The sequence below is a fragment of the Blautia sp. MSK20_18 genome (genome assembly GCF_020553125.1).
GTDB lineage: Bacteria > Bacillota > Clostridia > Lachnospirales > Lachnospiraceae > Blautia_A > Blautia_A fusiformis.
In genome coordinates this window covers 1-14,008 of record NZ_JAJCGR010000008.1, presented here as the reverse complement: position 1 = coordinate 14,008, position 14,008 = coordinate 1, and the positions used below count along the sequence as shown (strand labels likewise).

Sequence of the window (14,008 nt, the reverse complement as noted above, 5' to 3'; positions counted from 1 at the left end):
CCGGAAACAAATGAAACGATCGTTGCCGGATACAGATCTATGAAAAGAATACGGATCGTGAATATCTGCTTTTTACAGAAAATACAGGAGTGAAAGCCATGGATTTATTTGAATACGCAAAGTCAAAAACGCTGGATCAGGAGTCACCTCTTGCATCCAGGCTGCGTCCGCGAACGCTGGATGAGGTGGTGGGACAGCAGCACATCGTAGGAAAAGATAAATTGCTGTATCGTGCCATAAAGGCGGATAAGCTGACATCTGTTATCTTTTACGGCCCTCCGGGAACCGGAAAGACCACCCTGGCAAAAGTCATCGCCAATACCACAAGCGCCAGCTTTACCCAGATCAATGCAACCGTAGCAGGGAAGAAAGATATGGAAGCAGTTGTAAAGCAGGCACAGGACGATCTCGGCATGTATGGAAAAAAGACCATTCTGTTCATTGATGAGATCCACCGTTTCAACAAGGGACAGCAGGATTATCTTCTTCCCTTTGTGGAGGACGGAACCATCATTCTTATCGGGGCCACAACAGAGAATCCATATTTTGAGGTAAACGGAGCGCTTCTTTCAAGATCGATCATCTTTGAATTGAAGTCCCTGGAGATACCGGAGATAAAGGAACTGATCTTGCGTGCGGTTAACGATCCGGAACGTGGAATGGGAAGCTATGGGGCGGTGATCGAGGAGGATGCTCTGGAGTTTCTGGCAGATATGGCAGGAGGAGACGCCAGAAGCGCCTTAAACGCCATAGAACTGGGAATCCTCACCACACCCCGTGATACAGACGGTAAGATCCATCTGACCCTTGAGGTGGCTTCTGAGTGTATCCAGAAGCGGGTGGTGCGCTACGATAAGAACGGGGACAATCATTATGATATCATTTCTGCCTTTATCAAGAGCATGCGAGGCTCCGACCCGGATGCGGCAGTCTATTATCTGGCAAAAATGCTCTATGCAGGAGAAGATGTGAAATTTATCGCAAGAAGGATCATGATCCTTGCTTCCGAAGATATCGGAAACGCAGATCCCCAGGCCCTCTGCGTGGCAACGGCAGCAGCACAGGCAGTGGAACGTGTGGGAATGCCGGAGTCCCAGATCATTCTTTCCCAGGCAGTTACCTATATGGCCTGTGCACCCAAGAGCAATTCTGCAGTAAATGCCATACAGGAAGCCATGCGCTGCGTGAAGGCGAAGAAGACAACCGTTCCGGTGCATCTGCAGGATGCCCATTATGGTGGCCACGAAAGTCTGGGTCATGGTATCGGATATAAATATGCCCATGATTATCCGAACCACTATGTAAAACAGCAGTATATGCCATCAGAAATCGAAGGAGAACATTTTTACGAGCTCAGTGATATGGGATATGAAAAGAAACTGAAAGAGCATATGAAGAAGATCCACGAAGAAGCGAAATAAATGAATATAAGTAAAACGGAGGAGCCTCTCAGAGAAGCTCCTCCATTATTTTGTCATAAACATTCTGGTATTTATAAGGCCAGCTTTCACATACAGACTGTGCAGCAGCAAGATTTGGCACATTGATGCTGAGATCAACGATGCTGACGCCGCTTTCGATGATCCGCAGACGTACCGAGTAGCTACCCTCTTTGGTGGGATAGTAATCTGCAGGAGTCAGGAGATGTTCTTCGATCTTGCAGTGGAGGGAATTGAGATATTCTTCCACTTCTTTCTTGATGTCAGAGGAAAGTTCTTTGGAAAAATATTTCAGAGTGTTTTTTCCCTCGGAGGTCAGTCGATAGTAACTGCGGTTGGACTGTGAAGACATTTCCACCAGATCTGCCTCCACAAGTTCGGAAACTGCCTGCTGGAGCTGAAAATAATTGGTGTATTTCCGGTCCAGGATAAAATCGGTGATCTGGGAATTTGTGAGATCCCCATCGGAATTCTGCAGCATATATAAAATAATAAGCTTATAGGTTGTAAAAGGTGATGCCATAAGAATCCTCCTTTTTACTGGCTGCGGGAAAGGGCTTCGAGAGCTTTTCCCTGAAAACTTGCTCTTTCTTTCATCCGGTGATGAAGAAGGTTTAAAACTTCTCGTTTGCGGCTGGCCCATAAAGGTGCGATCAGCAGATCCTTCGGTCCATCGCCGGTGACCCGGTGGATCACGATATCCGGTCTGAGATGTTCCAGACAGTCAATGACAAGGTTCAGATACTCGTCCCGTTCATAAGTGCGGAAAAGACCGGCTTCATGATCAGCGGCAAGATCTGTACCACGCAGTACATGAAGAAGCTGCAGCTTGATCCCCTGGATATCCATGGCGTTCAGATAAGCCATTGTTTCCAGGATATCCTTCCGGCTTTCACCGGGAAGCCCCAGGATGGTGTGGACGATCACTTCGATGCCGCCTGCGCGGAGATTTTTTACTGCGGTATCAAAACAGGACAGTGGATAGCCGCGCCGTATATATCTGGCGGTATCTTCATGGATAGTCTGGAGTCCCAGCTCCACCCACACCGGTTTGATCTGGTTCAGGGAATAAAGAAGATCCAGTACATCATCTCCCAGACAGTCCGGTCTGGTACCAATGGACAGTGCCACGATATCCGGATGGGAGATGGCTTCTGTGAAGATCTTACGCAGGTGTTCCACAGGAGCATATGTGTTTGTATATGCCTGAAAATAGGCGATATATTTATGGATCGGGCGTTTGGAAGAGAGACTTTTGATCTGTGTGTTGATCTGCTCTGTAATGGAAAGAGCGGCGTTTGCTGCAAAATCTCCGCTTCCGCCCTGGCTGCAGAAGATGCAGCCTTTTTTGCCCAGGGTGCCGTCACGGTTGGGACAGGACATGCCGCCGTTTAATGCAACCCGGTAGACCTTTTCGCCGTATCGCTCCCGGAGCATATAGTCCAGAGAATGATAAGGCTTGTCGTTCCAGCGCTTCATTATGCCTCTTTCGGTTCGTTTTTCTCTTCGCCGTTTTCTTCGTTTTCATCTTTCGGTATATAGTTATCGAAGATCTTTACAAAGATCTTCGATTTCCAGTACGCCAGCGTAGAAAATCCCATCAGAATAAAAAGCATGATCAGGATGGATGTAAACCGTGCGTAGCTCACATAAGCAAAAAGCCACATCAGTAGGAGTGGGGACGCAGAGATCACAAGCATCAAAAGTGTCAGCGGAAGATGGCGGACGGACATCAGGAATGCATTTACAAAGGTATTCTTGACGGAATTAAAAAATTTGGAAAGGATCGGATAAATGTACAGAAGGATCATCGCATAGATCAGTGCAAATGCAATGAACAGACTGAAAAGTCCTTTGTACATAGCTCCGCTTCCGACTCTGGCGATCCGAAGATCGATAAACAGAACAGCAGCGGTGAGGAGCATGATGATATTGATGATGGTCGCCTGTTTGAAGTTCTGTTTGAAGGAGTGGAAAAAGCTGCGGGCAATATAGGATTCCTCGTCTCTTGCCATCTTTAGTGTGACATAGTAGAGAGCTGTTATGGAGGCGCCTGCGGTGACAACCGGAATGCAGCAGAGGATGCACAGAAAATTCAGAAGAAGCAGGTCTGCTACGCGTCCCATGAACACGAAGAATTTGTTGTCCATGTTGAAAAAACGATTCATTTGATAAGTCTCCTTTTCTTTTGGATATTATTTTAAGTATACCCAATCACAGCAGAAAAAGCAAATCCCAAATGTTTTCCGGGGCAGTGGAAATGGGAAAATCATGTGTCCGCCATAGAAAGACAAAAAAGAGAAATAGTTTATTAAATTTTCCTAAAAGGCTTGCTTATCACGATTTAGAGTGTTAAAATATCAGTATTGTATTAGACGAAATTCATGTATTTTAAAGGAGCGTAACAATGAGCAAAAAAATCAGGACGGAGGCTGTGGATCATCTTTTTGAAGCGATCCTGTGCCTGAAGGACAAGGAAGAGTGTTATACATTTTTTGAGGATGTGTGCACCATCAATGAGCTGCTTTCTTTATCTCAGCGCTTCGAGGTAGCCAAGATGCTTACTGATAAGCGTACATACCTTGATATTTCCGAGAAAACAGGAGCTTCCACAGCTACGATCAGCCGTGTGAACCGTTCCCTGAACTATGGAAATGATGGTTATGAGATGGTATTTGCACGTATGAAGAAGGATAACGGGGAGCAGGGCGGCGAAGCAGAATAAGGCTTACGTCCATACCGTGATGATAACGGATAATGCTGTAACGAAAAAGAGACAGGCGATCGTGCGTCTGTCTCTTTTTTTTCGGTGCGCCCGGCGACGCACGTTTATGACCGGATGTGAGCTCCGGATATTATTTGTCTTTTTTTGAGGAATCCGTATCTTTTGAGGAATTCATGTGGTCGATCATGTTTTCGATGATCATTTTTTTCATGTATACGTCGAAGCTAAGAAGACAGATAAAGGAAAACTGGTGAAGGAATTCCTTATCCTCCGGGTCGGCGTCCTCAAAAATTTCTCCGGCACTTTTGAAACGGCGCATAAGATCCTTTTCCAGGTAACGGATCTGTGACTGCTCCATACTGAAAACCTCCTGGTAGATGTAAGTCATGTCCTTTTCTGTAACGGACTTGAAGTATTTCTCGGTGATCGGTCCCAGAAGGGTCTGGATATCACTGATGGAGAGGATATTCTTAAAATAGTAGATAAAGATCAGCATCAGCAGATGCTCCCGGGAATAGCGCTTCTTTTCCGGCGGGGGAAGGAGCTTGTTCTTTGCGTAATTGTTGATCATGGTCTTGGTCAGGATCTTGTCATCATGATGACGCTTGGTGGAAGCGAGATTATCTTCCATAAAGGTTGTGACCTGATCCATGTAAAGAGCAATATTGGGAATTTCATCGGGTTTTATATAATCAAGCTCAGCAATTTTTGCAAAAATGCTGTTCATCATTTCTTTTTCGTTTTCTGTCATCGCATTATCACCTCTGCTCCTTATTATATAGTTTTAAATACTACTTGTAAAGAAACTTTTTTTCAGAGAGGTGGGTTTACCGGAAAGTAAAGTCATGATAGTATATAAAGATACTGTTCATATGGAAAAAGAAATGGAGATCAAAATGAGTATACATGATGCTTTGGACACATTGAATCCTATGCAGCGGGAAGCTGCCGTACATACAGAGGGACCACTTCTGATCCTTGCAGGAGCCGGTTCCGGAAAAACAAGAGTGCTGACCCACAGGATCGCCTATTTAATGGAAGAAAAGGGTGTAAACCCATGGAATATCCTGGCGATCACCTTTACCAACAAGGCCGCCAGTGAGATGCGGGAACGTGTGAATAAAATTGCGGGAATGGGTGCGGAGAGCGTATGGGTCTCCACCTTCCATTCCGCCTGCGTGAGGATCCTGCGCAGACATATTGAGGTGCTGGGCTTTGGCAGTAATTTTACCATTTATGATGCCGACGACCAGAAAACAGTCATGAAGGAAATCTTCCGGAAGTTTGATATCAATACCAAGATCTACAAGGAACGCGCTGTTCTTGCTGAGATTTCCCATGCCAAGGATGAACTGATCACACCGGAAGAGATGGAGCTGAATGCAGGCGGCGATCCGGATGCACGGAAGATTGCCGGTATGTATAAGGAATATCAGTCTATCCTCCGGGGAAACAATGCGCTGGATTTTGATGACCTGATCGTGAAGACTGTGGAGCTTTTTCAGCATAATCCAGATATCCTGGACTATTATCAGGAACGTTTCAAATATATTATGGTGGATGAGTATCAGGATACCAATACTGCCCAGTTTAAATTTGTAAGTCTTCTTGCTGAGAAATACAAGAATCTCTGTGTGGTTGGTGATGATGATCAGTCCATCTATCGTTTTCGTGGAGCAAATATCGGGAATATCTTAGGCTTTGAGAAGGTTTTTCCTGAGGCTAAGGTGGTGCGCCTGGAACAGAATTACCGTTCTACCCAGAACATCCTCAATGCAGCCAATGAGGTGATCGTCAACAACACAGAGCGTAAGGAAAAACGCCTCTGGACAGAGAACGAAGAGGGCGATAAAGTACATTTCCGTCAGTTCAACAACGGATTTGAGGAAGCGGAGTATGTTGCAGGAGAGATCATCCAGGGGCGCCGCAACGGGAAATTCCAGTACAAGGACTGTGCAGTACTTTATCGGACCAATGCCCAGTCTCGTCTCTTTGAGGAGAAATTTCTCCTGGCAAATGTTCCTTATAAGATTGTCGGCGGCGTGAACTTTTATGCCCGCAAAGAGATCAAGGATCTGTTAAGCTATCTGAAGACCATTGACAATGCCAGTGATGATCTGGCTGTGCGCAGGATCTTAAATGTGCCAAAAAGAGGGATCGGACTCACCAGCATCGGCCGTGTCCAGGACTATGCGGATATGATGAACCTGAGCTTTTACGATGCGCTCCGCGTGGTGGAGGAAGTACCGTCCATTGGCAGGGCAGCAGGAAAGATCAATGATTTTGTATCCTTTATCCAGGGACTGAAAAGTAAGGCAGAGGCCTATACAGTCCGTGAAACCCTGGAAGAGGTCATTGAACTTACCGGTTATGTGAAGGAACTGGAGGCAGAGAAAACGGAGGAGGCTCAGGCGAGGATCGAAAATATCGATGAGCTGATCTCCAAGACAGAATCCTTCCAGGAAGCCATGGAGGAGGCCGGACAGCCGGCAACACTTTCTGCATTTCTGGAGGAGATCGCACTGGTGGCAGATATCGATTCTGTTGATCCGGATCAGGATTATGTGTTGCTGATGACCCTTCACAGTGCCAAGGGACTGGAATTCCCCAATGTATTTATCGTGGGAATGGAGGACGGTGTTTTTCCGGGATATGCTTCCATCTGGTCCGGTGATCCGTCGGATATCGAGGAGGAGCGAAGGCTCTGTTATGTGGGGATCACCCGTGCCATGAAGGAACTGACTTTAACCTGTGCAAAACAGCGGATGATCCGTGGGGAGACTCAGTATAACCGTGTGTCACGTTTTGTAAGGGAGGTTCCACGGGAGCTGGTAGATCTTGGACATACCATTCAGGAGAAAAAGCCCAGAGTAGATGATATCGTATCTCCGAAAAGCGCCTATGCCCAGATGAAAATGAATTTCCAGGCAAAGAGCACCCTGCAGAAAAAAGATTTCACAGTGAAGAAGGCGGACAGCCTGGACTATGGTGAGGGAGACACGGTCCGTCATGTGAAATTCGGAGTCGGTATCGTAAAAAATATCGCAGACGGCGGCAGAGACTACGAAGTGACGGTAGACTTTGACAAAGTCGGCGTGAAAAAAATGTTCGCCGGTTTTGCCAAGCTGAAGAAGATCTGAGAGGGATCTCTCCGGGCAGACTATTTCTGCAAAAAACTGTAAAAATCCGGCCTCAAGGTTGTAATTGGAAAACCGGTATGTTAGAATCAGTATCAGCGTAATTGAATTGCTGTGAAGTGAACAGTATCACCGGCACATATGCTGCCGGATACTGTGAGGAGGGAATCGGGTAAAAAGCCTGAGCGGTTGCGGCCACTGTATACAGAAGAAGGGATTTCACATGCCATTGCAGAAACTCATGTGAGAAGGCGAAATCCCGATGTCAGAGAGATTCTGGAGAAAATTCTGATACATCATTCATGATCGGCTAAAAGATGAATGGTGTATCAGTTTTTATTTTGCGGAGTTTTTTCTGAGTCTGTAAGTCAGGAAACCTGCTTGACAGTATGTAAGTCGGAGCTTCCGTACAAAGTGTTCCGTGCAGATTTTATGAAGCCCCATCTTTTCGGTTACCCATAGGCAACAGGAGATAAAACAGGCGAAAAGAGAGGAAATGAAATGAAAAACAAGTATGTATCCACAAGAATCATGGCAATGGTAATGGCAGCGGCAATGACCGTATCAGCAGCTCCGGCTGTTTATGCCGCAGAGAGAGCAGACTCCGAGACCATCAAGGAAGACAACCAGCCGGCAGCAGAAGACAGTACAGAGTCTGCAGACACCGAAGATTCTTCCGCAGAGGCAACCAAGACAGAATATCCTCTGACCATCACAACCTATGATTACGATGGAAACGAAATCGAAACCACTTATGAAAAAGCACCGGAAAAAGTCCTTGCTGTATATCAGGGAAGCATTGAGACTATGCTCGCACTTGGTCTGGAAGACCACCTGGTAGCTACCGCAGGTCTTGATAATGAAGTTCCGGAAGATCTCAAAGAAGCATTCTCAAAAACAAATTATCTTGACGAATTTACCCCATCCCTTGAAACTGTAACAATGCTGGAGCCGGACATGATCTTATCCTGGAGCTCTCTTTTCTCTGATAAGAATCTGGGAAATGTAACAGACTGGATCGACAAAGGCTGCAACACCTACTACAACACCAATACTCGTCCGGACGGCGACAGAACACTGGAAAATGAATTCACAGATATCTTAAATATCGGAAAGATCTTCGATGTACAGGACAAAGCACAGGCTATCGTTGATGATGCAAAAGCAGTGATCGATAAAACTCTTACTGCAACTGCAGATGTAAAAGACAAACCAAGCGTAATGGTATTGGAGCCTCTTGGAGATGACATCACAAACTATGGCGTAAAGAGCCTTGGCGGAGATATGGTAACACAGTTAGGCGCAACTCTTGCAAACCCGGATGCTTCCACCGTTGGAAAAGAGGATATCATCGCAGCCAACCCTGACGTGATCTTTGTGGTTTACATGCCATATGCAGGAGATGATCCGGAAACTGTTAAGAACAGCCAGCTTGCAGTGATCCAGGATGATGAGTCCCTGAAGAGCCTTGACGCAGTAAAGAACGGACGTGTTTACCCGATCATGCTCAGTGAGATGTATGCAAGTGCAACACGTACCCAGGACGGAATCGAAACTTTTGCAAAGGGATTATATCCGGACGTAAATCTTGACTGATCGGAGAAAATGCAGTGAAAGAAACAGCTTCACAGAGAAAAAAAGATAAGGTGCTCAGAACATCCATGTATGTGGCAGTTCTCATCGGACTTGCAGGATTCCTTATTTTTTCCATACTTGCAGCCATCACTTTTGGAAATGCGGATCTGTCACTGAAGGATGTATACAGCGTTATCGCTTATAAATTGTTTCATATAAAAAGTCTGTCCGCCTATGCGGAAGGCGCAGTTCATGATGTTGTGTGGCTGATCCGGCTGCCTAGAGTCCTTCTGGCTCTGGCAGTTGGAATGGCTCTTTCCGTGTGCGGCGTGGTGATGCAGGCTATCGTGCAGAACCCGCTGGCAGACCCGTATGTGCTGGGTATCTCATCTGGTGCATCTCTGGGTGCCACACTGGCCATCATGCTTGGAATCGGAAGCTTTCTTGGCGGAAACTCTGTGGGAATCACAGCTTTCATTGGCGCGATGATCACTTCTTTTGCGGTGATCGCCATTGCAAACATGGGTGGAAAGGCAACTTCCGCAAAACTGATCCTTGCGGGAATGGCGGTCAGCGCAGTCTGTTCTGCTTTTTCCAATTTTGTCATTTATATTACCAATGACAAAAATGCGGCAACAGAAGTTATGAAGTGGAGCATGGGAAGTCTTGCCGGAGCAAGCTGGACCAGAGTGGGCGTAATGCTTCCGGTCACGCTGGTGTGCGTGGCTGTTTTCTGGACGCAGTACCGGAACCTGAATCTGATGCTTCTGGGAGATGACGTATCCATTACCCTTGGAACAGATCTGCACAGACTGCGGACTTTTTATCTGATCGTTGCTTCTGTTATGATCGGATTTGCCGTGTACTGTGCCGGTGTAATCGGATTTGTGGGACTGGTGATCCCTCATGTGGTCCGGATCCTTTTTGGAACAGATCACAGAAAACTGCTCCCCTTAAGTGCGCTTCTTGGTGCATCGTTTCTGATCTGGTGCGATGTGGCATGTCGTGTGATCCTTAAAAATTCCGAGATGCCCATCGGTGTGCTGGTATCCATTATCGGTGCTCCCTGCTTTATTTATCTGCTTGTGCGGAAATCCTATGGATTCGGAGGTGCCCGGTAATGAAGATCACCACAGAAAATATTCAGGTTGGCTTTCACGCCAGACAGATCCTGAAGGGAATCTCCATGGAATCCCAGGATAAGGAACTGGTAGGAATCATCGGACCAAACGGAAGCGGAAAATCCACTTTGCTGAAATGCATTTACCGTATTCTGAAACCAGACGCAGGAGCCGTGTATCTGGACGGCGAGGAGCTTCATTCCATGAGTGTTCGAAGCTCTGCGAAAAAAATGGCCGTGGTGGCACAGCACAATTATTATAATTTTGATTTTACGGTCCGCGAGGTGGTTCTTATGGGGCGTGCGCCTCATAAAAAGACTCTGGAACGGGACAATGCAAAAGATTACCAGATCGTGGATGAAGCGCTGAAAACCGTACAGATGGAGGCGTTTGCAGACCGTACCTTTTCCACTCTTTCCGGAGGAGAGCAGCAGAGGGTGATCCTGGCAAGAGCACTTGCCCAGCAGACCTCTGCACTGATTCTGGATGAGCCTACCAATCATCTGGACATTACCCACCAGATCATGCTGATGGAGCTGGTGAAAAAACTTAATGTAACCGTGATCTCCGCTATTCACGATCTGAATATTGCAGCAGCATACTGTGATAAGATCTATGTACTGAAGGACGGAGTTCTGGAAGGTTACGGAACGCCGGAAGAAGTCCTGACCCCGGAGCTGATCCGCAGGATCTATAAAGTAGAAGCGGAGATCGTTTACGACAGCCGCGGAAAGATGCATATTTTGTTTTTATGATTCTGGCTGTGAAGCGGGATGCATAGAGGGAAAAAGATGAAAAAGATCGGGATTTTGACATGCCTTAATTCCAATGATGTGTGTACCAGGGCAGGATGTCTGTCTGCATTTCGGGAAAGAAGAGATTTTTTTTCCGGCTATCCGGAAGATACGATTCTGGCAGCTGTGATGACATGCAACGGATGCAAAGAAACCAATGCAAAAGAACCTGCTGAAGATGAGGGGATTTTGGAAAAGGCAGATCGGCTGGTCAGTGAAAAGATCAGCGTCATCCATGTCGGGGTATGCCGTCTGAATGAGGAAAAAAAGGAATGTCCGCGGATAACACAGATCTGCGGTCTGATAGAAGAACGCGGGATCAAAGTGATCCGAGGAACCCATAAAGAATAAGAGAAAACCGCCGTATCTTTCCGGAAATGCCGGAAATACGGCGATTTTTTTACAGAATGTTTCTGCGAAAATTTGTGTAAGTTCTGGTAAAACCAGACATATGGTGGTATAATAAGAACATTAAAAAAAGGCTCGGGTGCAGCGACCTCAAAAAACGCTGCGCTGCAGATTTACTGACAGAAAGTACAGCCGAACAGAAAGAAAGGATGGTGCAGTGTTATGAATTTAAATACAACAAAACTTGAAGAACTGCTCGCAACACTGAAGAAAAAAGAAGAAGAGAAAGATAAGAACACAGTCCTTTGGGTACTGGCGATCATCGGTGCTGTTGCAGCTGTTGCCGGTATTGCGTTTGCAGTATACCGTTTCTTCGCTCCGGATTATCTGGAAGATTTTGAAGAAGATTTTGATGATGACTTCGATGATTATTTCGAGGATGAGGAAGAGTAAGAACTTTCACTGCAGAGGCTGTTTTGAGCAGATCAGAATGGCTGTCTGTTATGTATGAATATGAGAAGCGGATAATTGAAGCCCCGGCGCGATACCGGGGCTTGATTTTTGAAGACGGACCGTGAAATGCTGGCGTTCATGAGCAGACAGTAAAGAGGATCCTGAATGTTCGAACTATTGTCTGCTGGTTATAAAACAGAAAGAGGATTTATGAAAAAAGGTGAAATTTACGAAGGTATTATAGAAAAAGTGGAATTTCCAAACAAAGGTTTTGTTTGGGTTGATGACCAGAAAGTAATTGTAAAAAACGGAATCCCGGGACAGAAAGTCCGGTTTATGATCAATAAGAAACGTTCCGGCCGGGCGGAAGGACGTCTTCTGGAGGTCCTGGAGAAATCTCCCCTGGAAACAAGAGAACCTGCCTGTCAGGAGTTTCCGGCATGCGGCGGCTGCATGTACCAGACCATGAGCTATGAGGCACAGAAGGATATGAAGGAACATCAGGTGAGGGAACTTCTGGATGGGGCAGTAAGAGAGAGCCTGGCTAAGATCGGGAAGAACGGTGATGGGACAGAAGAAGCTGAGGCTGCAGATCGTTTATATCACTGGGATGGGATCTACGGCAGTCCTATTGAGTTCGGGTACCGCAATAAGATGGAGTTTTCCTTTGGGGATGAGTATAAGGATGGGCCGCTGTCCCTTGGACTTCACAAGAAGGGAAGCACTTACGATATCCTGAATACGGATGACTGTAAGCTTGTCCATCCGGATATGACGAAGATCCTGGTCTGTGTGCGGGAGTTTTTCCTGGAGCGTAATGCCAGCTTCTATAAAAAGCTGCAGCATGTGGGGTATCTTCGACATCTTCTTCTTCGAAGAGGCGTCACAAGTGGTGAGATCCTGGTCCATGTGGTAACCACCACCCAGGAAGAATATGATCTGGAGCCTCTGAAAGAACAGCTTCTTGCGCTTCCGCTGGAAGGGAAGATCGTGGGGATCATGCACATTTTAAATGATTCTTTATCCGACGTGGTACAGAGCGACGAGACGAAGATCCTTTATGGAAAGGATTATTTCTATGAAGAACTTCTTGGGCTGAAATTTAAGATCAGCACCTTTTCCTTTTTCCAGCCAAATTCCCTGGCTGCGGAGATCCTGTATTCCAAGGTGCGGGAATATGTAGGAGATACCAGAGATAAGGTAGTGTTTGATCTTTACAGCGGAACCGGCACCATTGCCCAGCTTGCGGCGTCCGTTGCCAGCGAGGTGATCGGCGTGGAGATCGTGGAAGACGCGGTAAAAGCCGCCAGAGAAAACGCTGCACTTAACGGCATTGATAACTGCCGTTTTATTGCCGGGGATGTGCTGAAGGTTCTGGATGATGTGCCGGAGAAACCGGATATGATCATCCTTGATCCGCCCAGAGATGGCGTTCACCCCAAAGCCCTTCCAAAGATCCTGGCTTACGGCGTAGACCAGATCGTATACATTTCCTGCAAAGTTACAAGTCTTGTGAGAGACCTCCCGGCATTTTATGAGGCAGGATATGAGATGACCCACGCCTGTGCAGTGGATCAGTTCTGCCAGGGCGTTCATGTTGAGACCGTGTGCCTCTTGAGCAACCGAAAACCAGATACCACGGTAAAACTCAGCGTGGATATGGATGATTACTACCGTATTATAAATGGTAAAGATGCAGAATAATGATTTTGTCATAGTGGCTGTGTTGAATTTCTATTTTTTAAATTGTTCACATTGATAATGTATCTGATTTTGGAGGAAAATTAATTTATGTACAAAGAAAAAGCAGATATGATTATTTATACGACAGAGGATGGTCTGACGAAAGTTGAAACTACTTTTGATGGTGATACCGTCTGGTTGTCCATTGATCAGATGGCAGAATTGTTTCAGAGAGATAAATCAACCATTTCCAGACATATTAAAAATATATTTATCGAAGGTGAATTACAGCGGGATTCAGTTGTTGCAAAATTTGCAACAACTGCTTCTGATGGAAAAGTTTACAATGTAGACTATTACAATCTTGATGTTATTATTTCTGTTGGCTATCGTGTAAAATCAAAACAGGGAACACAGTTCAGAATTTGGGCAACTGGGATTTTAAAAGAATACATGAGAAAAGGTTTTGCTTTAGATGATGATCGTTTGAAAAATCTAGGTGGCGGTGGATATTTCAAGGAATTGTTGGAGAGAATCCGTGATATTCGTGCATCCGAGAAAGTGTTTTATCCAATGCGTCGTAAAACTCCTTGCTTCAGCTATGGGGATATAAGACGCGTCCATCGAATTTATGCAAGTAATTGAAGATGGACAAAATAGTAATTGTATTAACTAATAAACCATAGTATAATATAAATATGAACACAACATATAAATCAAACAACAATGTCGT

The 14,008-nt window shown here is 45.8% G+C and carries 13 protein-coding genes, 1 pseudogene and 1 riboswitch; of the genes and pseudogenes, 10 read left to right on the top strand and 4 right to left on the bottom strand.

The features are described 5' to 3' along the window. Positions 1-98: 98 nt before the first annotated feature. Positions 99-1,421, top strand: coding sequence for a replication-associated recombination protein A (locus tag LI091_RS06575; RefSeq protein WP_265190953.1), 1,323 nt, complete (start codon positions 99-101; stop codon positions 1,419-1,421). Positions 1,422-1,449: 28 nt separating this feature from the next. Here the strand turns inward: LI091_RS06575 and LI091_RS06570 are convergent, their stop codons facing one another. From LI091_RS06570 to LI091_RS06560, 3 genes are read right to left on the bottom strand one after another with little or no spacing between them, the layout of a single operon-like run. After that, entirely contained in the window at positions 1,450-1,962 is a 513-nt protein-coding gene (locus tag LI091_RS06570) for a DUF4364 family protein (RefSeq protein ID WP_059086750.1), read from the bottom strand. A gap of 14 nt (positions 1,963-1,976) precedes the next feature. Beyond that, on the bottom strand, positions 1,977-2,918 hold the full coding sequence (locus LI091_RS06565; protein WP_015526081.1) for a TIGR01212 family radical SAM protein: 942 nt from the start codon (positions 2,916-2,918) through the stop codon (positions 1,977-1,979). Beyond that, complete coding sequence (locus tag LI091_RS06560; protein WP_110102929.1) at positions 2,918-3,607, bottom strand: YesL family protein; 690 nt, start codon at positions 3,605-3,607, stop codon at positions 2,918-2,920. The genes LI091_RS06565 and LI091_RS06560 overlap by 1 nt, the downstream gene beginning before the upstream one ends. 239 nt (positions 3,608-3,846) lie before the next feature. Between LI091_RS06560 and LI091_RS06555 the strand changes: the two genes are divergently transcribed. Next, positions 3,847-4,164 (top strand): YerC/YecD family TrpR-related protein, encoded by a 318-nt coding sequence (locus tag LI091_RS06555; protein WP_015526079.1) that lies wholly within the window; start codon positions 3,847-3,849, stop codon positions 4,162-4,164. Between the two features lie 130 nt (positions 4,165-4,294). On the opposite strand, the gene LI091_RS06550 is transcribed toward LI091_RS06555, so the two are convergent. Beyond that, positions 4,295-4,915, bottom strand: a complete 621-nt coding sequence (locus tag LI091_RS06550) for a DUF1836 domain-containing protein (RefSeq protein ID WP_015526078.1) — start codon at positions 4,913-4,915, stop codon at positions 4,295-4,297. Between the two features lie 145 nt (positions 4,916-5,060). On the opposite strand from LI091_RS06550, the gene pcrA reads away from it, so the two are divergent. The 8 genes and pseudogenes from pcrA to LI091_RS06510 all read left to right on the top strand — a co-directional run. Continuing rightward, positions 5,061-7,304, top strand: coding sequence for a DNA helicase PcrA (gene pcrA, locus LI091_RS06545; protein ID WP_044961576.1), 2,244 nt, complete (start codon positions 5,061-5,063; stop codon positions 7,302-7,304). A 101-nt stretch (positions 7,305-7,405) separates the two neighbouring features. Continuing rightward, positions 7,406-7,696: riboswitch (cobalamin riboswitch) on the top strand. Between the two features lie 106 nt (positions 7,697-7,802). Continuing rightward, positions 7,803-8,897, top strand: coding sequence for an ABC transporter substrate-binding protein (locus tag LI091_RS06540; RefSeq protein ID WP_021651660.1), 1,095 nt, complete (start codon positions 7,803-7,805; stop codon positions 8,895-8,897). 14 nt (positions 8,898-8,911) lie between these two features. Then, entirely contained in the window at positions 8,912-9,997 is a 1,086-nt protein-coding gene (locus tag LI091_RS06535; protein ID WP_227574163.1) for a FecCD family ABC transporter permease, read from the top strand. Continuing rightward, complete coding sequence (locus LI091_RS06530; protein ID WP_021651662.1) at positions 9,997-10,752, top strand: ABC transporter ATP-binding protein; 756 nt, start codon at positions 9,997-9,999, stop codon at positions 10,750-10,752. Before LI091_RS06535 ends, LI091_RS06530 begins: the two co-directional genes overlap by 1 nt. 36 nt (positions 10,753-10,788) lie before the next feature. Next, positions 10,789-11,142, top strand: coding sequence for a CGGC domain-containing protein (locus LI091_RS06525; protein ID WP_044961569.1), 354 nt, complete (start codon positions 10,789-10,791; stop codon positions 11,140-11,142). Between the two features lie 219 nt (positions 11,143-11,361). Next, positions 11,362-11,592: a hypothetical protein gene (locus LI091_RS06520; protein ID WP_015526073.1), complete on the top strand. Its 231-nt coding sequence runs from the start codon at positions 11,362-11,364 to the stop codon at positions 11,590-11,592. 210 nt (positions 11,593-11,802) lie between these two features. After that, entirely contained in the window at positions 11,803-13,296 is a 1,494-nt protein-coding gene (rlmD, locus tag LI091_RS06515) for a 23S rRNA (uracil(1939)-C(5))-methyltransferase RlmD (RefSeq protein ID WP_186582415.1), read from the top strand. Between the two features lie 87 nt (positions 13,297-13,383). Next, positions 13,384-13,845, top strand: a pseudogene (locus LI091_RS06510) (virulence RhuM family protein); the annotation flags it as partial. Positions 13,846-14,008 lie beyond the last annotated feature (163 nt).